Below are 24,867 nucleotides of genomic sequence, written 5' to 3' on the forward strand. Positions count from 1 at the left end.
AAGAGAAGCTGCTTAATAAGTAAGCAAATGATGACAACTACCTTGAAAAACACCGGGAGTTTGCAGTTGCAACAGGATTATACAGAGCCATTTCTAGCCTTGGTTAAAAGTGACATGTACCAAAGCAACATAAATACTTGATGACATTGAGAAGTCAACGCGGCGATTGATGAGCTTTCGAGGTTTGAATTTGTCATGAATTGGCAAGTCTCTTAAAGGAGAGTGTCAGTGGGCTATTTGCGAGTTAGTTTTGCCAAATGAATGATTTAGTGAAGTTGAATGGAAATAAAAATGCCGTCACTAAGACGGCATTTTTGACAGAGTTTTAAGTTAACTAAACTGACTACTCAGCATTCAGAGGATCTTCAGCAACAACTGCAGAGAATGTACTTGAGTTGTATGGCGATGCACTTAAATCTGCGCCAATACTGTAGTTCTCGTAGTCATCAGAAAAAATTTCAGTCGTGCCTGCTGTATCGGAATAAACCTTGTAGTCGTCGACGTATAAAGTCGTATCCGCTGTTCCACTGTTTGATGAGAACTTAATGGTTGTCGCAGTGACTTCCACACCTGGATTAGTGTTTTGTGATGTATAAGGACCATACTCTGTACCATTGACTTTCACGGTGTAAGTACCAGCAGCGCTCAAGCTTGATGTGTCCCAAGACATCTCTAGGTCAATCCATGTACCTGGAGTGAATGTCGTGACTTGAGTGCTTTCACCACGGAGTGTGATCTTCCCTTCATCAATTTTGAATTCTCCGATTAATGAACTGGTAGAGTTAGCTGAATCAAATAAAGAAACATATGCAGACTCAGTTTCAGCAGCATCATAGTACATCGAAACTTTATGTGTACCCGTCGTCATGCCTGAATCAAACTTGTAACGTAATTCGCCAGTATCGCTAGTATCCGTATCAGTAATAGCCGCCACCTGGTTGTCCGTTGGATCTGGTTCAGGTTCTGGCTCAGTACTACCGCCATCCACAACAACAGTCGCTTCCGCAGTATTGTTGTTATACGGATTGCCTGACAAAAGTTGCCCATTCGGATAGTTATTAAAGTTATCTTCAAATACTAACTCGTCAGTAGTCGTGTCATTTGAATAAACTTTAAAGTTATCAGCGTTCAATTCGTAATGTGTTGTGTTGGAAGTATCACCAAGCTTCAATGACACGATAGTAACGGCAGCTTTGTCGAAAGCCTCAAAACCGTTGCCGCTATTGTCGTATACAGTGTCATTGACTTTGAATGTGTAGTAACCGCTCGCCCAACTGATTTCAACCGCGAGATCTTCACCTAAAGTGTAAGTGCCTACAGGCTCATCAGGAATTTGAGGTTTACCGCTACTATCGGTAACCGTGGAACGGTAGAAAATTTCTCCAGCATTAAAAATAACTTCGCCGTGTAAATTAGTGTTAGAAGTACCAGAAGCGTAGAGACTAATATAAGCGTTGTTACCTGAACCATTCGCTTCTTGCTCGGTGTCTTCATCTACTTGGTAGATTAAGTCAACGGTTACCTTTCCTGATGCGATACTGTCTACTGTTGCCCCTGTGCTGCTGTCAGATAATTTCAAACGTAGTTCACCCACATCATTCTTTACACCGCCATTGTTGGTGTCCAAGATTTGAACGTAGCCATTGATACCATTTGCTTTATTGGCTTCACTGATAGCTTCTTGTACGGCGTCAGTCGCAGTTTGGTCTGAACCAGAGTAGTCTATGCCAGTGGTGTTATCTGAAATATTCAGAGCACCAGCGTCATCGAAAGAAAAAACACCATCTAGAATTTCGATCGTTGATGTGCCTGTTTCATAATATGTGAAAGAGACCGTACCGGCTTCTTCATCATAATTATTAGTAGAAGCACTTGCATCTTTAATCGTGTAAGTACCTAAGTCATCATCGTCGTCATAGTATTTATGATTACCATCTTCTTGGAAAACATACACATTTGGAAGATCTGCATTTGATGACGCGGATATTGAAGCGGAGTTACCATCACTGATTTGCCAGTAACCCGTAGTTAATGCTGAAGGTTGGTTACCTGGATCAGTAGAACCATCGGTCGGGATAGGTAAACCATCACTGTTACAACCGAATAATAAACCTGTCGAAAGAGCGACAGCTGTAGCGACTTTAGAAATCTGCATAAAATATTCTCTTTATGATATTAAATCCATATGTAAATCACATAAGAAGTAGATAATGAATAGTCGTTAAATATTTATTAGGATGAAACTAACGTTAATTAGAACATCCTATTATTTAAATAAAGTGCTTAAAATATGCCCCAAAAATTTACAAGAGGAGAGGGGTATTTTATAAATTGACTATTTCTAATTAGAATGAGTAAGCAACACCAACACGGTATTTTGCTTCGCGATCTTTAGAAGATGAGCTGATATCAGAAGACCAAATCTCAGCAAAAGGTTTCCAAGAACCGAACTTGTAGTTTACTTTTAAGCCAGCATCCCATTCCCAGTCATCACTATTATAAAGAAGTACGTTATCCAAAGATTTTACATAGTTTGCTTCGTAAGAAAGACCAAGCTTCGGTAGAGACTCAATTTTATATGCACCTGTTAGCGTTATTTTGGATTTTTGAGCTGATTCTAAACGTTCGCCAGTTTCTGAATCCTTATCACCAAACTGTGTATGGTTGCGGAAATCAGCATACTCGTGACGGTAACGAATGGCAGTCGTTAATCCCATATCCGCATTATAACCAACACGGAATTGAGGTTTGTAAGTGACTTTTTTCATCTTCCAGTCACCGCCGTTGTAGTTCGGCTCATCCCAGTCCCAAGCGATCGGCATACCAACTTGTAGATACCAGTTGTTATCGACTTTGTAAGTTGCTGTATTTTCTACTTCCATACCGTAAATATACCAATTGCCGTCATAGAAGCTTCTACTGTTTGCTGATTTAACTTCGCCAGAATCTGCGTCGTAGTAAGAATCGTCAGTATGGAATTTAACTTCAAGGCCCGTTGAGTGCTTCCACTTATCTGACAGTTTAAAGCTTTCACCTAGCTTCACTCGGTGTTGATGGCGAGCGTCTACGTGAGCCGTGTCGCCATTTGTTTTTGTATAATCCGTCGCAGCACGATACTCGTAACGATAATCAAGAGATGCACCAGTAGCTGTGCCCGCTAAAAGAGTACATGCAACAGCTGCAGCAATTTTTGTAACAGAATTCATACCTTTGTCTCACTATTATTTTTTAATTCTGGATACATCCAATGTACCCGTGGCTCACAAACCAATACCTTACATGGTATTAAATTAATGTATGACAAATATGGTATTTATTATTGAGTCAGATTTCTGTGAGATCTATCAAAAAGTTCTGACTAATGGCCCAAGTATATAGCTAAATGTTATGAATATCTCAATTTAGGGCTTGTGTATTAAATCAATCATGACGTACTTCTCATATTCACAAACCTTAGAAACTCACTTTTTTGCATGTGTTAAAATAATACAAATATTAAGTGTTTCTATATGTTAATAATGATGATTTTAACCATCGTGGCTTAAACATAGGGAGCATGTTGAGAGGCATAAATATAAACCATAGCCAGATGTTTAATAAAAGTTACAAAATGGCTAAATGTAAATTCTATTTATCGGTTGGCTTATTTAAGTCGAAGAGAAAATATTTAGTACTAATTCGTGTTCAAAAGTGGTTTCTGTACTGAGTGTGTACTCGGTATCTGTTAACAATAAAGGATGAGTCATGTTTAAGAAAAACATATTAGCAGTGGCGCTATTAGCGACTGTACCAATGGTTACTTTCGCAAATAACGGTGTTTCTTACCCCGTACCTGCCGATAAATTCGATATGCACAATTGGAAAATAACTATACCTTCAGATATCAATGAAGATGGACGTGTTGACGAAATCGAAGGGGTGGCAATGATGAGCTACTCACACAGCGATTTCTTCCACCTTGATAAAGACGGTAATCTCGTCTTTGAAGTACAAAACCAAGCTATTACCACGAAGAACTCGAAAAACGCACGCTCTGAGTTACGCCAGATGCCACGCGGTGCTGATTTCTCAATCGATACGGCGGACAAAGGAAACCAATGGGCATTGTCTAGCCATCCATCAGCAAGCGAGTACAGTGCCGTTGGCGGCACGCTAGAAGCGACCCTAAAAGTGAATCACGTAGCGATTAACGCTAAGTACCCAGAAAAGTACCCAGCTCACTCGGTGGTTGTTGGTCAGATTCACGCTAAAAAACATAATGAGTTAATCAAAGCTGGAACTGGTTACGGGCATGGTAATGAACCACTAAAGATCTTCTATAAGAAGTTTCCTGGCCAAGAAATGGGTTCAGTATTTTGGAACTATGAGCGTAACCTAGAGAAGAAAGATCCTAACCGTGCCGATATAGCTTACCCTGTTTGGGGTAACACTTGGGAAAACCCAGCGGAACCGGGTGAAGCAGGCATTGCTCTTGGTGAAGAGTTTAGCTACAAAGTGGAAGTGAAAGGCACCATGATGTACCTAACGTTTGAAACAGAACGTCACGATACGGTTAAGTATGAAATCGATCTGAGCAAGGGTATTGATGAGCTTGATTCACCAACGGGTTATGCTGAAGATGATTTCTATTACAAAGCGGGCGCATACGGCCAATGTAGCGTGAGCGATTCTCACCCTGTATGGGGGCCAGGTTGTGGCGGTACTGGCGATTTCGCTGTCGATAAAAAGAATGGCGACTATAACAGTGTGACTTTCTCGGCACTAAAGTTGAACGGCAAATAGTACATAAGGCTAGTTAGAAACAGGCCTTAAGGAATGTTTTCGAAGACCACTGAACCGAATGTTGAGTGGTCTTTTTGTTTTCTATGAGATTTAAGATGAGCCGGGTATCAGCGAGAGTACAATGAAGCTTACCAATGAACGGTACAGCTGAAACAATACAACCTTGTCAAAAGACAAGGTTGTAATCAGAAAGCGTAGGAAGATTTTAGGACGACAACTCGATACGGAGTTTAGTCATACATCAACTCTTTGGCTTTGTCGGCATCAAACTCTTTAAGAGACTTTCGAGCCAAGTGACGGAATGGGAAAGCTTTCACGACTTCTTCGAATGGTTGGATGGCAAATGCCCAAAAGATAGAACCGTCTAATCCAAAGATGATCAATGCACACAATGGAATTGAAATTACCCATTGACCAGTAAAGTTGATTTTGAAGACTGCGGTCGTTTTTCCTAGGGCTCTTAATACATTCCCATGAACCGTGTTGTAGCCACGGACAATCGGCAAGAAGATGTAGAGTGGGGCGATAACGGCCAATGCTTGATAGGTAGACTCATCCAAGTTCGGGTAAATGTCACCAATGACCAGACTTAATCCTGCGAACAAGATTGCACACACAAAAGAAATGACGACCGCAATATCAATACTGGTATCGACGTTTTTGACTAGGTCATCCATCTTTTTAGAGCCAATCGCTTGGCTGATAGTAATTGCGGAAGAGTGAGCCCAAGCGGTAATAAATTGAGAGACAGCCCTGATCCAAGGCATCACCAAAGTAATCGCTACGTAAGCGTTGATGTTAAGTTGCGAATACAACAATTGATATATCGTTGCGCCAATCAAAAGCATGGTCACGTTCGCTGCTACAGGGAATATTTCGATAAAGTGACGGCGAACGTTGGTAAAGAATTCAGAGCGCTGAGCGTCTAATTTGAGTGAAATCGCTGAGCTTAAATGCACGCACAAAACCAAATACAGCAAGCGGATCGTTATTGCAATAATGCTGCCTAATGCAGCGCCTTGTACTCCAATCCCTTCAAAATTAGAAAAACCATGAATCAGCACATATGAGAGTACAGCATTGATAGGCAGTTCAATTAAGTAACCTTTGAATGGGACTTTAGTTCTGCCTAGCGCATTAAATAAAGCAATGATCACCTGCGTTAACGCGGTAAAAATAACGATGTATTTCGAGATGTCTAGATAGCGGCTGATTTCTAAGTGAAGGGAAGCGTCATCTGTTAAAGCTTGAATCAAGGGTTGTTCGAAAAAAGTAAGTAGAAGCCAAAATAGTGTTGCTACGCCAAGGTTGATAAATAACCCTGCCCAAAATGCTTTAGATAATGATGCGGCGATGCCAGAGCCCACTGCGCGGCTTAATACTAACTGAGTACCGTTTGCCAGCGCCATTTGAATTCCCAGTACAAAGGCAACGATAGTCGTCGCAATCCCCATTGCAGCTAAAGGGATTTCACCAAGAGGAGAGACAAGCAGTGTGTCGATCATCAACATCGACTGCATCAAGATACCGTTTAAGGCGAGGGGCCAGGCGAGAGAGAAATTTTTCCTTACGTACGATTGTGAAGACACAAACAACACCTTATGTGTATAACCGTAAGCTTTCTCTGAGGTGGCGGAGTAGAGCGTTTAAAGAAGAAAACACTACGGTAGTTGATGGTTAAAAAATGGGTGCTAAAACAAGACTGACTTGTGTCTTTGAAAAACAAGTCAGTTTGGTTAATCTCGGTTATGCGATGGCTAATTCAACCCTAGAGAGCTTTTGGTTCTCATCGTCTAGCAGGACTTGAGAAGCAATTCGAGCTTGCTTGGCATCGCCAGACATTATTGCGTCGTAAATCGCTTTGTGTTCTTCTAAACAGAAGCGACCGCCTTCAGCGGAGTGGTCGATAAACTGCTTGAAGATAGTCGACAGAATGTTCGCGAATGGAATGTAAAATTGATTACCTGTCGATAAGAAAATCGTTTGGTGAAACAGGTGATCGTTGGTCGTCCACTCTTCATAATCGAAGCTATTTGCTGCGATGGTCATTTTCTGGAAAAGAATCGAAAGCTCTTTGCGTTGCTCTACAGTTGCATTGGTTGCAGCGAGCGCACACGCTTCCGGGTCAATCGCTTTTCTTAAGCCTAAGAATTGAGACAAGAAGGGTTTAGTATCTTCTAAATCTTGGATCCAGTACAGCAATTGCGGGTCCAAGAAGTGCCACTGTGTTCTCGGTTTGATACGAGTGCCCACTTTTGGCTTCGACTCGATTAAACCTTTTGCCGAAAGTAGCTTAGTTGATTCTCGAAGGGCAGTTCTGCTCACTCCAAAGATTTCGCACAGCTCCATTTCGCTGGGTAACTTTTGATTTTCTTCTAACTCGCCTGACAAGATCTTGCGAGCAATTTGTCTCGCCACTTGAACATGAATTCGGCGGCTTGAATCTTCCACCAATGTAAATATTGACATTTAAACCACCTGAAATTGAAACTTTGAAAACACTAAAAGCCAGACGAATCTGGTGTTTAGTGTCAGTGTATACGTCGAATTTAGTGTGAGGTTTTCCCTCATCTACTCGGGTCTGTTAACCTTATATAGTGTGGCGAACTTAAATCGCTGAGTGAGCTTATATAAACCAGCTAACTAGGGCGTTATTTGTCCGCCGTTAACATCTAGGATTTGACCTGTGATGTAACCGCTGCAAGCATGTGAGGCAAAGAAAGCAAAAGTAGGTGCTACTTCTTCAATACTGCCAAAGCGACCCATAGGGATATTGCTAGCAATGGTCGACTTTAGCTCATCGCTTTTGCCGTCATGAAATGCGGTATCGATAGTGCCTGGTGAAACTATGTTGAAACGGATATTGTCTTTAGCAAATTCTTTTACCCAGTTCCGATGGATATCGTGTAACCAAGCTTTCGATGCGGCATATACACCAGCACCCACACCACCACCTTCACGAGCGGCAATCGAACCCGTGCTAATCACACAAGATGTTTGCCCGGACTCAGCAGCAGAGGCGCGTAAGTGCGGGATAGAGAACTTGGTTGTCATCAGCGCAGAGCGAACATTAAGGTTCATTACGCGCTCATAAAACTCATCATCGATATTTTCTAGATTGGCGCGACCACCAAGGCCACCGGCGTTGTTAATCAACACGTCCATGCCACCAAAATGATCAGTGAACTCTTTGACTAACCTTTCGCACTCTAATGTGTCCATTAGGTTTGCAGGAAAAAAGGCGACATCGCCACCCAGTGCGGTAAGTTCAGATAGAACGTCATCGACTTTTGGGCTGAAAGCACGACTATTGATGCCGATTTTTGCGCCGTATTTTGCAAAGACACGTGCGGTAGCTAAACCCATACCAGCAGTAGAGCCAGTAATTAGAATGCGTTTGCCTTTTAAATCGTTAAACATCAGAGCCGCCTATATTGTAGATTATTCACGCCAATAAATCATACAATAACACTTGCTATATTCAAGGGTGTTTATCTAAAAACGGGTTATTACCGACATAAATAGTGAGAGTAAGGGTGGTTTTGTGAGTTCACGCATACATTGAAATAGTAAATGAGAACTATTTGTATGAATTAATAGGTTGAATTGGTTTTATAAACCTAAAGATGAGCAGGTTTGTGAAATATTGCTCCAACCTTTACTGGTAGTGACCTCACGTTATTCTGATGCTGTGTTGGTGAAGATATAAATCAGTGCTATAGTCCGAGTTAAATAATACATATCTAATCGGTAAGTAGACACATGGCTGGCTCTTTCAATTCTATTTCAGGCTCTAAGCGAAGCCTTCATGTGCAAGTTGCACGTGAAATCGCCCGTGGTATTTTGTCGGGCAATTTGCCTCAAGGTTCTATTATCCCTGGTGAAATGGCTCTGTGTGAGCAATTTGGTATCAGTAGAACAGCATTAAGAGAAGCGGTTAAGCTTCTGACTTCAAAAGGTCTATTAGAATCTCGTCCTAAGATTGGTACTCGCGTTGTTAACCGCGCGTTCTGGAACTTCTTAGATCCACAATTGATCGAATGGATGGACGGTTTGGCCGATACAGACCAATTCTGTCATCAGTTTTTGGGTTTACGCCGTGCAATTGAGCCAGAAGCGTGTGCTTTAGCTGCTCAGTTCGCGAGTGCAGAACAACGTATTGAGCTGTCTAGTATTTTCCAACAAATGGTAGAAATCTCTAGCGAAGAAACGCTTGATCAAGAGCGTTGGCTAGATATTGATATGAAATTCCATAGCCTGATCTTCAATGCAACAGGTAACGACTTCTACCTTCCATTTGGTAACATCTTGACGACCATGTTTGTTAACTTTATTTCTCACTCTTCTGAAGAGGGAAGTACTTGTATTAACGAACACCGCCAGATTTATGAAGCAATCATGGCAGGTAATAGTGACAAAGCACGCCACGCGTCAGCAAGTCACCTGTTAGAAACAAATCACAGATTACCAGCCGTTAGTTAATTGTTTTCACTGTTATTTTAGCTTTGATCGTTTTGCATTATCGACGAGAGGTCATTCTCGCAAAACTAGGGTAGTCAAAGTTAAAATTACGGTTGTACAAAAGCTAACTTCAGCAGTGACCTCTAAAAAGCACGTTCCATACGTGCTTTTTTTGCATCCAAATTTGATGAAAACCTGACTGGTGTCCAATATTTAATCTATTATTTGCTGTTTCGTTAAAAGCACTAGTAACCAGTATTTTAAGTTATATAATAATACTAATTAAATTATTGTGAGTGTGATTATGCCCCAGTCTCTACTGCCAAATATTCTTCAATTCATAGGTCAAATCGACCCATTCGATAAGATCCCTAAACAAGCACTTCGCGAACTTGCCTCTAACGTGCAAATTACTTATCTCGGTAAGGGAGATGTGGTCGATTTGTGTGAGTCTGGGAAGGAAAAATCGCTCTATATCATTCGAACGGGCTCTATGGAGCAACGAAAATCGGATGGTGTGCTTCGTGCTCGTCTAGGCAGTGAAGATTTGTTTGGCTTTACGTTCTTAGATTCTGAAGTCAACGACGAAAAAGGCTATAGAGCTGTCGCAATCGAAAACACCTTACTTTATGTGATTCCACACTCGGCACTTCAAACGCTTTTCAAAGCCTTTCCAAGTTGCGCAGAACACTTTGCTTCACAGGCGCAGGTTCGCTTGAAGTCGGCACTGGATGTGGTCTGGTCGAATAAAGAGAAAGGCCTGTTCATTCGTAAAGTTGAGGAAGTGGCAAGCGGGCAGGTGGCAATTGTTAAGTCTGAGCAAACCATCCAGTCGGTTGCGGTTGAAATGCTTCATCAACGCTCACCGTGTGCCGTGATCTATGAAGGTGAAACCATTGTTGGTTTGATCACCGACCGAGACATGACTAAGCGAGTGATTGCCCACGGCGTGAGTACTGATAGCCTGATCTCAGAGGTAATGACGCACTCTCCACTTACTGTAAAACCGGATGATCTGGTGCTGCATGCGGCCTCTATCATGATGCAATTTAATATCCGTAACTTGCCCGTTGTGAAAGAGAATAAGGTCGTTGGTCTTCTTACTACGTCTCATTTGGTTCAAAACCACCGTGTTCAAGCGATATTCTTGATCGAGAAAATCAAATACGCGGGCAGCGTGAAAACCATGTCTTCGTTCACCTCAGAGCGACAAGCTATTTTTGAAGCGCTGGTGGAAGGTAAAGTGGCGCCTGAAACCGTCGGCAAGGTAATGACCATGATTATGGACGCCTACACCCGTCGATTGATTCAAATAGCGATTGATAAGTTAGGCCCACCACCGTGTGATTTCTCTTGGATCGTAGCCGGATCGCACGCACGTAATGAAGTGCACATGTTGTCGGACCAAGACAGCGCGATTGTTCTTGCTGACGATGCAACCGACAGTGACCGTATTTACTTCAAACACTTAGCGATGATGGTGACCAACGGCTTAGCAAGCTGTCACTACCCATTATGTCCAGGTAATTTCATGGCTGCGACGCCAAAATGGTGTCAGCCACTCAGTGTATGGAAGCACTACTACAAGAAGTGGGTGGCTAACCCAGAGTACGAACGCTTGCTTAATATCAGTGTGTTCCTAGAAATTCGTACTATCTACGGCAACAGTGAGTTCGAAGGTATTCTGCGCGATGAGCTGCATAGCAATATTCGCGGTAACCGTGAGTTTTTAAGCACGCTAGTGAAAGACGCGGTCAATACCAACCCGCCACTTGGCATCTTCAATAGCTTAGTGCTAGAGAAGTCAGGTGAGAATAAGAAAACGCTGAACGTGAAGAAGTACGCGATCAACTTGATTATCGACTTAGCGCGTATTTATGGCCTTGCTGTGGAGTGCGACTTGTCGGCGACTGACGAACGTTTCGCTGCTGCTAATGAAAAAGGCATGCTGAGCGACGATGCATTCAAGAACATTCTGGGTGCTTACCAGTTCATTCTCTCTTTCCGTTTTGGTCATCAACTTGAAGCGCTGAAGAACGGGGATGTGCCTGACAACAACATCAACCCAGATAGCTTTGGTAGCTTTGAGCGTAAACATTTGAAAGATGCCTTTAGGATCATTGCTGACCTTCAAGAAGCGGCGAAAATTCGTTTCGGAGCACGTTAATGAAAGCCTTGTTAAACTATTTTCACCCGCTTGAGCGAATTAAACGTAAACGTAAGCAATATTTGGGAACGGTTAAGTTGCCAGAGGCGTTACATGATCTCGTAGAGCAGCCTTGTCCTGAAATGACGGACTTGGCCAAAGACAGCGAATACATCATTTTAGATCTCGAAACCACGGGCTTAGACAGCGAGCAAGACCTTATCTTATCTATGGGGTGGGTCGATGTGGTTAAAGGGAGAATCGATTTAGCGTCAGCCAAGCATATTTATCTGAATAACGATTCGCAGATCAACGCTGAAACCGCTGTTATCAACCATATTACGCCGCAAATGTTAGAAGAGGGCGCCTCTATTCATGATGCGATGCTGACGTTTTTCGAAGCAGCAAAAGGCAAGATCATTGTCGCACACGCTTGTGTGGTCGAAGAGAAGTTCATTAGCCAATACCTTCTTCGCTGCTACGGTTTAAGAGCGATTCCTCTGCTTTGGCTTGATACCTTGTGTATTGAGAAAAGCATGGAGAAAGCGATCAGCAATCATGAAGAAGTCGATTTAACCTTGGCAGGGACTCGCGAAAGGTACGGGCTTCCTGAGTACAACAGCCACAATGCATTAGCCGATGCCGTTTCGACAGCGGAATTGTTTTTGGCTCAGCAGAAGCGAGTTGTGCCTAACGATAATGTGACCGTTGCCTTTCTCTATCGGATTAGTCACTAGGAAAAAGAGCTGCAAGTGCGCGGCTCTTATTTTACTGATTTTAAAGGAAAAAAAGCCAGCGATTAAGCTGGCTTTTGTTTAGGTCTTAGAAAATTAGGACAGTAATTATCTTAGATTATTCATGTAGCTATCGATTAGAAGCTGTAAGTTAGACCAACACGGCTACGCAGTTCACGAGTCGCTTTAGTTGATGAAGTGCTCACATCACCAAACTCTACATATGGTGCCCATTGACCCATAATATGGCGAATGCTTGCGTTCAACTCGTAGTTGGTATCGTCGTTGTCGTAGATGTCATAGCCATCCGCTTTGTAGTAGTTACCTTCTAGACCAAAGCGCCAGTTTTCCATTGAGTAGTTAACGTTTGCCGTTAGACGGTGACGACGTTGATTAGAAACGTTTTTATCAACCGTGATTGGAACACCGTCACTATCAACAATAACATCACCATTGTCATCGAATTGATACTCTGAGCTGCTAGTGTTCTGTCTCATATCGTAACGGTAACGAGCACTTAGGCTTAGGCCATCAACGCTATCCACTTTGTATGTTGCACGAACTTGAGGCTTGTATGTAACGCCAGATTCACGAGCTTCAATTGGCATACCGTAAGTCATTGTCCAGTTATCGTTTAGTACATGACGGTAGTTTAGACCAAGCTCCCAACCATTGTTCTTCAAATCTTCCATGAATTTACCGTCTTCTCCCTTGAATTTCGCTTCGATATCTACAAGGAAGTTGCCAATGCTATCGCCAAGTTTTACACGAGTAGCGTGTTGATCTGTATGACTCTTGTATTCGTGTCTCATATCGAAAGACGCAGCAGATACAGAGCCAGCAGCGAGTACAGATGCCACAGCAATCACGATTTTAGTTTTATTCATGGTATTAATTCCATATTTATATGGTTGAGTATTGGCCATAATTACAAGCCAAATAGAGTAGTTCTTGTCTTAAATGCATTTTGTTTTTGAAATTATTTCTTGGTTATTTCAAATTTGTTTTGCATTTAAATAATACAAATATGGTAGCGATCCGAGGCGTGATGATCTGTGAACTTGATCGTGTTGTTAGGACAAAACCACTATTTACAAAGGGTTACAAAATCGAGTTGTTTCGTTAAGTTGATGTTTTTTAGTGATTTGTTTGGCTGTTGATAATGGTTTTGAAGAGTTTTGTTCATCAATAAATGTGCGCTACAGCAAAAAATTGAACCTTTAGATATCATTTTTATTTGTAATACATTATTATTTACTAACTTTCTGTAGCAACACATAACTTTGCTGTGTTGATTGCATGAACAGACGGTGTGAAGCCGAATAAGTAAGAGTGGTCTTGAAGCTAAATGGATTAAATCCACCGCTTTAAGAACATGAGACATTTACTTGAGGTGATTTAAAACTCAATCAGAGAAGGTTTGAAATGTAGTAGGCAAGGTAGTGACATAGCCTGCTATATAAGTATGAACTTGATAGGAATGAACTGGGTTCGAATCGTTACCCGTTGTTCTCATCAGCGACAAAGAAGAAATCGTTGAAGTGCTTGCGAAAGCATTTTGATTATTGCTCCCAACTATTCTAATTATAACTTCTGCTTTCATCTAGAAAGGTAGGAGATGGTAGTCGAAGATCTACCCTTGCGCTCATGTTGATACAGGCAACATGAGCGTTTTTTTATTTCAAATTTGAGTAGAGAGTCGTGTGCGGCTCAATAAGCGTGTAAACCGCGGCTTAAGAATAGGCTTTTAGGTTGATGACAACACGCTTAAGTGAGTCTGTTACAGCATCAAAGCCACGAACATTCACGCTTAATCACATGAATGTTCGTTTCTCTTCTCTTGTCTCTTAGTTGCAGACGTGTAGCTGCAAACTTTAACAGCAGGCGTTTAGTTATATCAAAGAGCTCCGTGAGAGCTGTTCTTGAGGCTTAGCTTTCTGTAGGCATCCACACCTGTTTAGAGGTGACTTTGTGATCTTTAAAGGTCAGTTCTTCAACTTTGTCACCGTTAGTATTCCAGCGAGTAAGTTTTCCGTTCGCGACTTCACCTTCATCAAACTTCGCTTGGCTGGCCTTATTTCCGTTCGGGTAGTAGTCCGTTACCAATCCATCTTTTTGTCCGTCGCTGTATTCAGCTGTCAAGCTTTGTTCCCCATTGGGATACCAGCGAGAGGCGGTGCCTGATAGTTCATTGTCTTTATAATTGAGTTCTGCTTTTTTCTGTCCGTTTGGATACCAGGTTTCAGCTTTGCCTTGCAGTTCACCTTTTACGTAATTCACTTTAGAAGCGACTTGGCCATTCGGATACCAGTTAGTTTCTAGCCCAAGTTCTAAGCCATCGGCAAACTGAGCTTGGGTCGCGACTTGGCCGTTATCGAACTTCTCTTCAAATTGACCAGTGAAAGGTTTTGAATGGTTTACTTGGTAAGCCACGCCTTTACGCATCTGTAAGTAGTCAACAGCATCTTCACGCGGTGTTGCTGCATAGCTCATAGAAGATACCGTACTAAGAGCAATTAAGATTGGAACGTATTTCTTCATAATGACACCTTTTTATTGGACGGGGAAAGTGTAACGGGTGTGTTAAAAGCATTTCACTTCCGTGTATCCCTGTCAGTATCTAATAGTGGTTTTCAAGTTTTCATTATTGGCTGCCTAATATAGGGAACTTTTAAAAGCAAATTATCGATCTTATTTGTACTACAAATGCATTGGTTTAATTCATTTTTATAAATTATATCTAACGATATTTTTGCTGCTCTTCTTTAAGCTTTGATCGTCAAGAATAATAGTTTTTAACGATGAATCTTCGATTTTTAGAGACTTTGTTCATGTTTTTCGGGGTTTTGGTCGAAATTTAGTGCGGATAACTGCACTGACTTGAGGAATTGCGCTCCTAGGTGGTGCAACTTTGAACTCGATCACTTGTATGATTAATTGAGTGTCAGACTGTAAGATCATTGTCACGCATTTGGATTATTGTAGTACAAATATGCTTGCCATTTATTTATAGTGACCTCAACAAAAAAACATAAATAAAAGGTCTAACGATGGAACTCAATACCCTGATAGTTGGCATCTACTTCCTATTCTTAATTGCGATAGGGTGGATGTTTCGAACGTTTACAAGTACGACAAGTGATTACTTCCGTGGGGGAGGTAATATGCTGTGGTGGATGGTAGGTGCAACCGCATTTATGACCCAGTTCAGTGCTTGGACATTTACTGGTGCAGCAGGTAAAGCCTTTACCGATGGCTTTGCCGTAGCGATTATCTTCATCGCGAACGCATTCGGTTACCTAATGAACTACCTTTACTTCGCTCCGAAGTTCCGTCAACTGCGTGTTGTGACGGTAATTGAAGCGATTCGTATGCGTTTTGGTAAGGTGAATGAGCAAGTATTTACTTGGTCTGGTATGCCAAACAGCGTTATCTCTGCAGGTATTTGGTTGAATGGTCTAGCAATCATCGCATCGGGTATCTTCGGCTTTGATATGACAACGACGATTGTCCTAACGGGTCTGGTTGTACTGGTGATGTCAGTGACGGGCGGCTCTTGGGCGGTAATCGCATCTGACTTTATGCAGATGGTTATCATCATGGCAGTAACGGTGACATGTGCAGTCGTTGCTATTTACCACGGTGGCGGTGTTACGCAGATCATTAGCGACTTCCCAACGGATTCGTTCATCACGGGTGACAACCTTAACTACATGAGCATCTTCAGCATCTGGGCTGTGTTCATCTTCTTAAAGCAGTTCAGCATTACCAACAACATGCTTAACTCTTACCGTTACCTTGCTGCAAAAGATTCAAACAACGCACGTAAAGCAGCACTGCTTGCTTGTGTACTAATGACGCTTGGTCCAATCATCTGGTTCATGCCTTCTTGGTTCATGGCTGGTCAAGGTGTTGATTTAGCAGCTGCTTACCCAGAAGCTGGCAGCAAAGCCGCTGACTTCGCTTACCTTTACTTCGTTCAAGAATACATGCCTGCAGGTATGGTTGGCCTTCTGATTGCCGCTATGTTCGCAGCAACAATGTCTTCAATGGACTCAGGTCTAAACCGTAACTCAGGTATCTTCGTTAAGAACTTCTACGAGCCGATTCTTCGTCCTAAAGCGACAGAGAAAGAGCTAATGGTTGTTTCTAAACTAACGTCTACCTTCTTCGGTATCGCGATCATCTTGGTTGCTCTGTTCATCAACTCTCTTAAAGGTCTGAGCCTTTTCGACACCATGATGTACGTGGGCGCATTGATCGGCTTCCCAATGACAATTCCAGCATTCTGTGGCTTCTTCATCCGTAAAACACCGGATTGGGCAGGTTGGGGCACGCTAGTTGTAGGTGGTGTGGTTTCTTACTTCGTTGGTTTCGTTATCACTGCGGACATGATTCAAAACTGGTTCGGTCTAAATGAACTAACTGGCCGTGAGTGGGCTGACCTGAAAGTGGCTATCGGCCTTATCGGTCACATCATATTTACTGCTGGCTTCTTTGTTCTTTCAACACTGTTCTACAAGCCTCTTGCTGAGCACCGTGAGAAAGACGTAGACAAGTTCTTCAACAACCTAGCGACGCCACTAGTTGCTGAAAGTAATGAACAGAAGAAACTGGATAACAAGCAACGTCGTATGTTGGGTTCACTTATCGCGGTAGCGGGTGTGGGCGTAATGACTATGTTCGTACTGCCAAACCCAATGTGGGGACGCATGGTATTCGTTCTGTGTGGCTTGATTGTGTTCTCTGTTGGTCTGTTACTTGTTAAAGCAGTCGATGACAAAGTCGAGCAACAAGACGAAGTGACTCCAGCCGAAGGCTAATTTAATACGCATCCTAAATAACATCACGGCCACCTGAACGGGTGGTCGTCATTTTTATAATCCAAACTTTAATGTGAGATGTACGATGAACAAAAAACTATTATCGGTAAGCATTATTAGCGCGTTCGCACTCGCTTTTGCAACAGGCTGTACAACACAAGAAAAAACAGCACCCGTAGTCAGTGTCGCTGAACAAGCTACGCCTGCTGTTAGCGAAATTGACCGTAGTTACCTATTGAGCAGTGACCGCTTAACAGAGGTAGATGGCGACACTTTAGCCGTTGCTTCGGAAGAGCAAGTGGCTGCGCTTAAAGCACAATTTGAAAACCTAAAAGATGGCGACGAAGTGGTTATCCCTGCCGGTAAATACGCGAACTTAGGTCAAGTGACGATCACGGCGAATGACATCACTATCAAGGCTGAGCAAGCAGGATCTGCGTGGATCACTGGTTTGATTCAGTTTGAACTGAAAGGTGATGACATCACGCTTGATGGCTTGGTATTTACTGAGGGCGGTCCTAACGAACGCTTTGGCGCAGTTCGTATGATGGGTAATGGCAATACGCTTCAAAACTCAACATTCTACTACTTCAACCACGATTACACGTACGAGCCAGACGAGCGTCGTTCTGAGTATCCAAAGTACCTTTGGGTTTCTCTATGGGGTAAAGACGGCAAAGTCATCAACAACCGTTTCGAAGGTAAGCAAAAACGCGGCACTTTGATTGGTGTGCAAAAAGATGACACAGCAGACAACCACCTGATCGCAAACAACATCTTCATGGACCAAAAGCCTAACCAGTTCAACGAATTCGACATTAAAGAAGCGATTCGTTACAACGGCAACAGCTGGGAAGCGATCCGTATTGGTGATTCTAAAGCTTCACAGTGGGATTCAAGTTCTAAGTTCGTGAACAACCTAATGATCGATATGGATGGTGAGCGTGAGCTTATCTCGATTAAGTCGGGCGACAACACGATCTCAGGTAATACTATTTTCCAAAGCACTGCGCTTATTTCACTGCGTCACGGAAAAGGCAACACAGTTGAGAACAACATGATTCTTGGTAATGGAAAGCGCCTAACGGGCGGCGTCCGTATCTACGATGAAGACCATGTGATCCGCAATAACTACATTGCAAATACTCGAGGCCGCGATGGCTTGATTGAAGGCAACGCTGACCTACGTGGCGGCATTGTTATCAACACAGGTATCATCGACGTAGCGAATGGTGAGCAGTTAGATCAATCGGTGAAAGGCAAAGAGCTTAACAAGCAGTGGACACCGAAAAACATCACTATCGAGAACAACTCTCTAGTTGATACTGAGTGGGGCATTGTTTACGGCAACCAAAGTCACCGTGTAAGTTTGTTTGACAACGCAGAAGTGGAAGGCATTTATGCGGGCGTTGATGTGGCGTTCAAACACAACGTGGTTGATAACTCGCAATCTCCTGAGTTTGTAAGTGTGCGTGCAACGCAAGATTACCCATTAGTCGGCGCAACCTACACAGACGAAACTTACGTAGGTCAAGTAACGGATTCTGGGTTGATTGAAAGCTATTCGGTTGAACTGCCAAAAATGACGGTTGAGAACGGTATCAACGCTTATCAAGGCGAAGGTGCAGACGTGTCTAAACTTGCGGTCGTGACGGCTGAAACAGCGGGTCCGGACTACGTGCTTGAGAATACGACTAAGTAAGTTATTGGCTATGGGTCATTACTTAATGGCTAATGCTTAATGGTTTGAGCTACCAAATCAATTCACGATAGCTGTCCTGACCATAACACTTAAAAAGCCTCAACAGATAATGTCTGTTGAGGCTTTATCGATCTTAGGTCGTGATCATCTCAATCTTACGTCGAGACTACTGTGATTTATACTTATGCAGTAGATCCCAAGGGATATGACATAAGTGGTGATCTTCAGGGAAGTGACTTAAGTGATGCTGGTGGATGTCGTCGCTGGCAACATAATTGGTCAACGGCAACACCTCAACAGCGATACGGTCGGCATCATCTCTTGAAGAAATATAGTGCTTAGCTTCGGTTAAGTGTTCTGCATTAGTGCTGTATACACCTGTGCGGTATTTCTCTCCGACATCGACACCTTGTTTATTCAAGCTGTAAGGGTCGATAATCTCAAACAAGTGTTCCATCAAAATCGTGACTGACGTGATGTTTGGATCAAATTCAATTTGTACGCACTCCGCGTAGCCATTGTAATCGCTTTGTGTGCCGTCGCTTTGTGTCGTTTTGTTCTCTGTTGGCTGGGCGCTTCCATTAGCACGGCCTGCTTCTGTGCTGATAACACCAGGAACGTACTTAATAAATTCTTGTACACCCCACAAGCAGCCGCCAGCTAAATAAATTTGTTCCATACTTCTCTTTGAGCTCTCTGTGTTTGTTGATGTTCGTTAGGTACCCGAATCAATACGATGATACCCGTACGTATAAAAAAGCGTCTATAAAAATGAGCGCGCAAATAAAAACAAGCGTTTAGGCATTGTAAACCTGTGCGACTGAACAAACATAAGTTTAATATGATTTGTGATTATATAAGTCAGTATTGCTTTGTCATCAACTCGAATCTCAACATCAAGTGAGCGTTACTCTAAACATGTTTGATCAAATAAAAGACTTCATTAATCCGAGCAAGAACCCAGACTTGACTCAGGCTCATGAATATCAGCGCAAGCATCTTCCTACATTGTGGCTGTTGGGCAAAACGGGGGCGGGCAAGTCATCGTTTATTCAAGCGGTCACGGGCGACTCTTCTGTAGAAGTGGGCAATGGTTTTGCGCCTTGTACCATGACGGCGATGTCGTATGAGTTTCCGCAAGACAAACCCGTGATGAGGTTTCTTGATACCAGAGGACTCAGCGAAGCGAATTACGATGCGAAAGAGGATTTGGAAGAGATTGGTCAGGCAGGTAATGCGTTAGTCGTTGTAATGAAAGCCGACGAACCTGAACAATCCGCTGTGCTTACGGCTCTAAAACAGATTAAGAAACAGAAGAAGATTAAACACTTGTTGCTGGTTCATACGGCGGTGTTGTCTTCCAGTGAACCAGATCGAGCAAGGCAAATTCAGTTCAACACCAACCAAGTAGAGAAGGCTTGGGGTAAAGAGTTTGAATCGGTAGCGGTCGATTTCGAAACGGATGACAACGCTATGTCTAACAGCGAAGCGGTTTACAACTATGACATCTTGTTAGAAAAGCTGAGCAGTATTCTTCCGGTGATAGGAATGATGGTGCAAGACAAAGAACATTCCACGCAAGAAGAAGCCAACTTTGATCAAGTAGAAAACGAAGTGCTTTGGTATGCAGGAAGTGCCGCAGCGAGTGACCTGATTCCGGGTGTTGGTTTGGTGTCGGTACCTGCGATTCAAGCCAAAATGCTTCACAGCTTGGCCAATCAATATGGGGTCGAATGGAATAAGAGAGTCTTTAGTGAGTTGATAGGCACTCTGGGAAGCAGCTTTGCTTTGCAATACGGAATGAAGCTGGGCACTCGACAGTTGATAAAGCTGATTCCAGTTTATGGTCAAACGGTAGGTGCGGTGGCTGCAGCGGCAATGAGTTTCGGCACCTCTTATGGTTTAGGTCGCGCGGCTTGTTTTTACTTCTATCATAAGAACAAAGGTGAAGAAGTGTCTGAACAAGAGATGCAGAAGATCTACAAAGAATCTCTGAAAAAAGGAAAGGCGGCGTCGGGTTATGAAGAAAATTAGAAACCTATTTCGATTACTGGCGGTGCTATCGAGCGGACGCTGGGGCATTGCCCTGATTTCGGCGATCTTCCCAAGCATTATCATGATGGGTTTTGGTGTCTTCTTGGCGATCAAATACGGTTATCTACTCGAAATGTCGATTGCCATTGCCGTGAGTACCTTGGTGTTCACCATTCCTTTATTCATTTCTAGCCGTTCTTCAAGCCGCTCTTCAAATAAAGAGTCTTTCTCGAATAAAGAGAGTGGCGGCCTTGGCGAGGATAGTGCTGAAGCTGAATCACAGCATAAAAAAGCTGATATCAACGATGCATTGGTTAAGGCTTCGGCTGATTGGTCTCAAAAAGAACTGTCGATCTGGAATGATTCAAAACACCATGTACGCCAACAATTAATGGTCGACATAGAGTGGGGTAACTTAGACCAAACCGGTTTAGAGGTACTTGAATTTGTTGCGAAAAAGTTTGATAAGAAATCACTCGATTTTTCGATTCCTGAAGGGCTAAAGCTGTTCGAAGAGGTCAGCCGACGCTACAAATTGGTAGTGCGAGAGCATATCCCCGGCATTGAGTATCTCAAGGTTTCTTACATCAAAGCGGGCTACGAAGCCTACGATAAATACGGTGAGCTAGGACAGAAGATCTTCAAAGCGGCTATTTGGGGTAACCACCTTAAAAACTTGTATTTGAATCCACTCAAGGTGATTTCTGATTTAGGACGAGAACAAGCGACAGCAACGATGACAAGGGGTGTGGTTGATGACATGCAATACGCCGCCAAACAAGCCTTGTTAGATGAAGTTGCGGCGGTGGCGATTGACCTCTACAGCGGACGTTTCAGCATTGAAGATGAGGCACTTAAAGTGTCTGATGTTTCTGAACTCGACGAACAACGCTTTGCTCCAGAGCTAGAGCCTGTGCGAATCGTGCTGGTGGGACAAACCAGTTCGGGTAAATCTTCACTTATCAATGCACTCAAGCAAGAGTTGGTTGCAGAAGTGGATGTGCTGCCATCAACCGACACTTCAACGGTGTATAACGCGTTTGTCGACGACAATGATGTTCGCGTTGTTGATCTTCAGGGGCTTGATGGCAATCCTAAAACCGAAGCCTTAATGCTGAAAGAGATGACCCAAGCGGATGTGGTGCTATGGGTGCTTAAAGCCAATCAGTCTGCACGTGATTTGGATAAGCAATTGAAAGATAGATTTGATGCTTTCTATGACGATCCTAAGAACATCTCACGCAAGAAACCGATTGTGGTGTCGGTTGTGAATCAGGTAGACAGATTAAAGCCTGTAGACGATTGGCAGCCACCGTATGACTTAGAGAATCCAACATCGACCAAAGCGAAGATCATTGCTCAAGCGCTCGAATACAATCATATATTACTGCAAACCGATATCGTGTTACCGCTGGCGATTGCGCCAGAAAAGGTACAGTTTGGTTTAGATACTTTAAGGCAGACGTTGATAGAGCGTATCGCTGACGCAAATAACGTTCAGAGAAACCGCCAACGTTTAGAAGCCATGAAAAGAGGCTCGTCGGTTAAAGGCCAACTGAATAAAGCAGTCAAAGTGGGTAAGAAGGTGGCACCCAGCGTATTGAAAGCGGCGACACCAAAACTGGCTGAAATGGCCATCAAGCAAGCCGTGAAGAAGAAGTAAGTCATTCACTGCGAATACGATTCTGGTGAGGTTTGAGCCTCATCAGAATTTATCTTTTCTAGATCGGCGAGTTTTAGAGCTTGGATTTTTAAGCTCAGTAGCTCTCTAGAAGACAGCTTTTTAGAAAACAGCCATCTTCGCCCCTTATTAGAGATGTATTGAGTTTAAAAGAGATTCGATATTATTAAGTAACTCGCTGAACTAGTTTAATAGTATATAAACGGATGTGATTCACAGTTTATATAACGATGCTATCGTATTTAATTATCATTCTAAATGTTGATCACATTTATACTTTTCTAAGCTGTATTTATAAAACAATTGCACTATATTTAAATTTCGGATCATCTTGATTTCAACGTAGGGATATATTGTGAACATGTATCTGAAATGGCAATCAACAACATGGCTAACCTTGTTAGCTTGGTATACCTTAGATCACCAGCTCTCGTTCCGCCTTTCTTCAGAGTAGTACCCTCTAGGCGTCACGCGCCAGCAAAGCAGCATGCTTTGTTTACCTATCAGCAGCTTTGATAACCTTTGAACTCATGAATATCGCACTTATTATTTCGTGCAGAATATTCGTTGTTTTGTCGTTCTCGCTAATTATCTCAGCCTCAGTTTAGGTTTGATTAATAAGTCATTATTTAATTTTTTATTTTCACTGTTAATTTTCTGTGTGTATTTATACGGAACTAATAATTTAATGGTGAGGATTCGTGACATCTAAATAAAATAGATTTCGACCTGATCGGAATGTATTGAAAGGTATTATTATGGAAAACTTCAAACATCTACCAGAACCGTTTCGTATTCGTGTTGTAGAGCCAGTAAAAAGAACAACTCGCGCCTATCGTGAACAAGCCATTGTCGACGCGGGCATGAACCCATTTTTGCTCGACAGTGATGATGTGTTCATCGATTTGCTGACCGACAGCGGTACGGGTTCAATCACACAACGTATGCAAGCAGCGATGTTGATGGGTGATGAAGCCTACAGCGGCAGTCGCAGTTACTATGCACTGTCGAATGCGGTGAAAGATATCTTCGGCTATGAGCTGACTATTCCTACTCACCAAGGGCGTGGCGCAGAGCAGATTTACATTCCGGTTCTGATCAAGAAGCGTGAAATGGAGAAGGGGTTGGATCGTAGTAAAATGGTCGCCTTGTCGAACTACTTCTTTGATACCACGCAAGGCCACACTCAAGTAAATTGCTGCGTGGCGAAGAACGTTTATACCAAAGAAGCGTTCGACACCTCAGTGAATTCCGACTTCAAAGGCAACTTCGATATCGTCAAATTGGAAGAAGCTATCTTAGAAGCGGGCGCGGCCAACGTTCCTTACATCGTGAGCACTATTACTTGTAACTCGGCTGGTGGACAACCGGTTTCGGTCGCTAACCTCAAAGCCGTATACGAAATCGCTCAGAAGTACGATATTCCAGTGATCATGGACTCTGCTCGCTACGCTGAAAATGCCTACTTCATCCAGCAGCGTGAAGCCGGTTATCAAGATTGGACTATCGAACAAATCACGCGTGAGTCATACAAATACGCGGATGGTTTAGCCATGTCTGCCAAGAAAGATGCGATGGTACAAATGGGCGGCTTGTTATGCTTTAAAGACGACTCTTTCATGGATGTGTATACAGAGTGTCGAACCTTGTGTGTCGTGCAGGAAGGTTTCCCAACCTATGGTGGCTTAGAGGGTGGTGCGATGGAGCGCCTTGCGGTTGGTCTTTATGACGGCATGCGCCAAGATTGGTTAGAGTACCGTATTGGTCAGGTTCAATACCTTGTTGATGGCTTAGAAGCGATGGGTATCGTGTGTCAGCAAGCGGGCGGTCATGCTGCGTTTGTCGATGCGGGTAAATTGCTGCCTCATATCCCGGCTGGTCAGTTTCCCGCACATGCTTTGGCGTGCGAACTCTATAAAGTCGCGGGTATCAGAGCGGTTGAGATTGGGTCTTTGCTGCAAGGACGCGACCCAGCAACAGGTGAACAACACCCATGTCCTGCTGAGTTGTTGCGCCTTACCATTCCTCGCGCGACCTACACACAAACACACATGGACTTCATTATCGAAGCATTCGAAAAAGTGAAAGAGAATGCAGGACAAGTGAAAGGGCTCGATTTTACCTACGAGCCGCCGGTGTTAAGACACTTCACTGCGCGCTTGAAAGAGGTTGAAACCGTTGAAAAACAGACAGAAAAAAAGAATGAACAAACGCTCGAAGAAGCATTTTAAAATAAAAACATAAGCGAATAGTCACTAGAAACATAATCAAAGGCTCCCTCGGGAGCCTTTTCTTTTTTTGGATGGTAGGGGAGTTAGGCAGTTAAGCCTTTAAGTAGTTAACCCGTTAAAAGCTGAACTACGCTTGTTTGTTTTTCAGGGTAGACTTCAACATTTGGAATAACCACTGATTCAAAGGTGCGTCTTTTTGCGAGCGGCGGCAGCTCATCACATAGCTCACACCTATGGTTCATGTTCGATTGTTAAAGTTACTCCAACAAAAAC

17 protein-coding genes and 1 pseudogene are annotated in these 24,867 nt (G+C 43.0%); 9 read left to right on the plus strand and 9 right to left on the minus strand.

The genetic code is table 11. The features are described from left to right. Positions 1 to 343 precede the first annotated feature (343 nt). Both AB6E30_RS18375 and AB6E30_RS18380 read right to left on the minus strand, forming a co-directional pair. On the minus strand, positions 344 to 2,155 hold the full coding sequence (locus AB6E30_RS18375; protein ID WP_372104769.1) for a hypothetical protein: 1,812 nt from the start codon (positions 2,153 to 2,155) through the stop codon (positions 344 to 346). Positions 2,156 to 2,345: 190 nt separating this feature from the next. Further along, a complete protein-coding gene (locus AB6E30_RS18380) occupies positions 2,346 to 3,206 on the minus strand; it encodes an oligogalacturonate-specific porin KdgM family protein (RefSeq protein WP_017072468.1) in 861 nt (286 codons plus the stop codon). 538 nt (positions 3,207 to 3,744) lie between these two features. Here AB6E30_RS18380 and AB6E30_RS18385 point away from each other — a divergent pair. Further along, positions 3,745 to 4,782 carry a polysaccharide lyase family 7 protein gene (locus tag AB6E30_RS18385; protein ID WP_017061470.1) on the plus strand — a complete coding sequence of 346 codons (1,038 nt, stop codon included), beginning with the start codon at positions 3,745 to 3,747 and terminating at the stop codon, positions 4,780 to 4,782. 230 nt (positions 4,783 to 5,012) lie between these two features. On the opposite strand, the gene AB6E30_RS18390 is transcribed toward AB6E30_RS18385, so the two are convergent. The 3 genes from AB6E30_RS18390 to AB6E30_RS18400 all read right to left on the minus strand — a co-directional run bounded on the left by AB6E30_RS18390 (position 5,013) and on the right by AB6E30_RS18400 (position 8,202). Continuing rightward, positions 5,013 to 6,380, minus strand: a complete 1,368-nt coding sequence (locus tag AB6E30_RS18390) for an MATE family efflux transporter (RefSeq protein WP_080582237.1) — start codon at positions 6,378 to 6,380, stop codon at positions 5,013 to 5,015. A 148-nt stretch (positions 6,381 to 6,528) separates the two neighbouring features. Then, positions 6,529 to 7,251 (minus strand): FadR/GntR family transcriptional regulator, encoded by a 723-nt coding sequence (locus AB6E30_RS18395; protein WP_017063624.1) that lies wholly within the window; start codon positions 7,249 to 7,251, stop codon positions 6,529 to 6,531. Between the two features lie 174 nt (positions 7,252 to 7,425). Next, positions 7,426 to 8,202, minus strand: a complete 777-nt coding sequence (locus AB6E30_RS18400) for an SDR family NAD(P)-dependent oxidoreductase (RefSeq protein WP_372104772.1) — start codon at positions 8,200 to 8,202, stop codon at positions 7,426 to 7,428. Between the two features lie 342 nt (positions 8,203 to 8,544). Here AB6E30_RS18400 and AB6E30_RS18405 point away from each other — a divergent pair, with 342 nt between their 5' ends. From AB6E30_RS18405 to AB6E30_RS18415, 3 genes are all read left to right on the plus strand, one after another. After that, the gene (locus tag AB6E30_RS18405; protein ID WP_136981708.1) at positions 8,545 to 9,264 is read left to right on the plus strand and encodes a FadR/GntR family transcriptional regulator; all 720 of its coding nucleotides are present in this window, start codon (positions 8,545 to 8,547) and stop codon (positions 9,262 to 9,264) included. A gap of 283 nt (positions 9,265 to 9,547) precedes the next feature. Next, entirely contained in the window at positions 9,548 to 11,410 is a 1,863-nt protein-coding gene (locus AB6E30_RS18410) for a DUF294 nucleotidyltransferase-like domain-containing protein (RefSeq protein WP_372104775.1), read from the plus strand. Then, a complete protein-coding gene (locus AB6E30_RS18415) occupies positions 11,410 to 12,126 on the plus strand; it encodes a 3'-5' exonuclease (protein WP_086969655.1) in 717 nt (238 codons plus the stop codon). Before AB6E30_RS18410 ends, AB6E30_RS18415 begins: the two co-directional genes overlap by 1 nt. 134 nt (positions 12,127 to 12,260) lie before the next feature. On the opposite strand, the gene AB6E30_RS18420 is transcribed toward AB6E30_RS18415, so the two are convergent. After that, positions 12,261 to 13,010 (minus strand): oligogalacturonate-specific porin KdgM family protein, encoded by a 750-nt coding sequence (locus AB6E30_RS18420; protein WP_017069963.1) that lies wholly within the window; start codon positions 13,008 to 13,010, stop codon positions 12,261 to 12,263. 1,042 nt (positions 13,011 to 14,052) lie between these two features. After that, on the minus strand, positions 14,053 to 14,664 hold the full coding sequence (locus AB6E30_RS18425; RefSeq protein ID WP_017061462.1) for a toxin-antitoxin system YwqK family antitoxin: 612 nt from the start codon (positions 14,662 to 14,664) through the stop codon (positions 14,053 to 14,055). Positions 14,665 to 15,173: 509 nt separating this feature from the next. Here AB6E30_RS18425 and AB6E30_RS18430 point away from each other — a divergent pair. Together AB6E30_RS18430 and AB6E30_RS18435 are read left to right on the plus strand one after the other, a co-directional pair. Then, entirely contained in the window at positions 15,174 to 16,946 is a 1,773-nt protein-coding gene (locus AB6E30_RS18430; RefSeq protein WP_017067389.1) for a sodium:solute symporter family transporter, read from the plus strand. Between the two features lie 85 nt (positions 16,947 to 17,031). Next, positions 17,032 to 18,648 carry a polysaccharide lyase 6 family protein gene (locus AB6E30_RS18435; RefSeq protein ID WP_372104778.1) on the plus strand — a complete coding sequence of 539 codons (1,617 nt, stop codon included), beginning with the start codon at positions 17,032 to 17,034 and terminating at the stop codon, positions 18,646 to 18,648. A gap of 166 nt (positions 18,649 to 18,814) precedes the next feature. Here AB6E30_RS18435 and AB6E30_RS18440 read toward each other — a convergent pair whose 3' ends face one another. Next, entirely contained in the window at positions 18,815 to 19,327 is a 513-nt protein-coding gene (locus tag AB6E30_RS18440; protein WP_017063632.1) for a peptide-methionine (S)-S-oxide reductase, read from the minus strand. Between the two features lie 239 nt (positions 19,328 to 19,566). On the opposite strand from AB6E30_RS18440, the gene AB6E30_RS18445 reads away from it, so the two are divergent. The 3 genes from AB6E30_RS18445 (at position 19,567) to tnaA (ending at position 24,594) form a co-directional block, all read left to right on the plus strand. Continuing rightward, on the plus strand, positions 19,567 to 20,682 hold the full coding sequence (locus AB6E30_RS18445; protein ID WP_017063633.1) for a YcjF family protein: 1,116 nt from the start codon (positions 19,567 to 19,569) through the stop codon (positions 20,680 to 20,682). After that, the gene (locus tag AB6E30_RS18450; RefSeq protein ID WP_372104780.1) at positions 20,669 to 22,345 is read left to right on the plus strand and encodes a GTPase family protein; all 1,677 of its coding nucleotides are present in this window, start codon (positions 20,669 to 20,671) and stop codon (positions 22,343 to 22,345) included. The genes AB6E30_RS18445 and AB6E30_RS18450 overlap by 14 nt, the downstream gene beginning before the upstream one ends. Before the next feature lie 776 nt (positions 22,346 to 23,121). Continuing rightward, positions 23,122 to 24,594, plus strand: coding sequence for a tryptophanase (gene tnaA, locus AB6E30_RS18455; RefSeq protein ID WP_372104783.1), 1,473 nt, complete (start codon positions 23,122 to 23,124; stop codon positions 24,592 to 24,594). Between the two features lie 127 nt (positions 24,595 to 24,721). Here the strand turns inward: tnaA and AB6E30_RS18460 are convergent. Continuing rightward, positions 24,722 to 24,832 (minus strand): annotated as a pseudogene (locus tag AB6E30_RS18460) (LysR family transcriptional regulator); the annotation flags it as partial. Positions 24,833 to 24,867: the final 35 nt, after the last annotated feature.

This window comes from Vibrio sp. 10N.247.311.12, from assembly GCF_041467515.1.
GTDB classification, from domain to species: domain Bacteria; phylum Pseudomonadota; class Gammaproteobacteria; order Enterobacterales; family Vibrionaceae; genus Vibrio; species Vibrio crassostreae_C.

What these genes read in the sequence shown, in the direction of transcription:
- AB6E30_RS18435 (WP_372104778.1), top strand. Translation starts at nt 17,032, where the DNA reads ATGAACAAAAAACTATTATCGGTAAGCATTATTAGCGCGTTCGCACTC.
- AB6E30_RS18400 (WP_372104772.1), bottom strand. Translation starts at nt 8,202, where the DNA reads ATGTTTAACGATTTAAAAGGCAAACGCATTCTAATTACTGGCTCTACT.
- AB6E30_RS18395 (WP_017063624.1), bottom strand. Translation starts at nt 7,251, where the DNA reads ATGTCAATATTTACATTGGTGGAAGATTCAAGCCGCCGAATTCATGTT.
- AB6E30_RS18385 (WP_017061470.1), top strand. Translation starts at nt 3,745, where the DNA reads ATGTTTAAGAAAAACATATTAGCAGTGGCGCTATTAGCGACTGTACCA.
- AB6E30_RS18410 (WP_372104775.1), top strand. Translation starts at nt 9,548, where the DNA reads ATGCCCCAGTCTCTACTGCCAAATATTCTTCAATTCATAGGTCAAATC.
- AB6E30_RS18440 (WP_017063632.1), bottom strand. Translation starts at nt 19,327, where the DNA reads ATGGAACAAATTTATTTAGCTGGCGGCTGCTTGTGGGGTGTACAAGAA.
- AB6E30_RS18420 (WP_017069963.1), bottom strand. Translation starts at nt 13,010, where the DNA reads ATGAATAAAACTAAAATCGTGATTGCTGTGGCATCTGTACTCGCTGCT.
- AB6E30_RS18375 (WP_372104769.1), bottom strand. Translation starts at nt 2,155, where the DNA reads ATGCAGATTTCTAAAGTCGCTACAGCTGTCGCTCTTTCGACAGGTTTA.
- AB6E30_RS18445 (WP_017063633.1), top strand. Translation starts at nt 19,567, where the DNA reads ATGTTTGATCAAATAAAAGACTTCATTAATCCGAGCAAGAACCCAGAC.
- AB6E30_RS18430 (WP_017067389.1), top strand. Translation starts at nt 15,174, where the DNA reads ATGGAACTCAATACCCTGATAGTTGGCATCTACTTCCTATTCTTAATT.
- AB6E30_RS18415 (WP_086969655.1), top strand. Translation starts at nt 11,410, where the DNA reads ATGAAAGCCTTGTTAAACTATTTTCACCCGCTTGAGCGAATTAAACGT.
- AB6E30_RS18450 (WP_372104780.1), top strand. Translation starts at nt 20,669, where the DNA reads ATGAAGAAAATTAGAAACCTATTTCGATTACTGGCGGTGCTATCGAGC.
- AB6E30_RS18380 (WP_017072468.1), bottom strand. Translation starts at nt 3,206, where the DNA reads ATGAATTCTGTTACAAAAATTGCTGCAGCTGTTGCATGTACTCTTTTA.
- AB6E30_RS18405 (WP_136981708.1), top strand. Translation starts at nt 8,545, where the DNA reads ATGGCTGGCTCTTTCAATTCTATTTCAGGCTCTAAGCGAAGCCTTCAT.
- tnaA (WP_372104783.1), top strand. Translation starts at nt 23,122, where the DNA reads ATGGAAAACTTCAAACATCTACCAGAACCGTTTCGTATTCGTGTTGTA.
- AB6E30_RS18425 (WP_017061462.1), bottom strand. Translation starts at nt 14,664, where the DNA reads ATGAAGAAATACGTTCCAATCTTAATTGCTCTTAGTACGGTATCTTCT.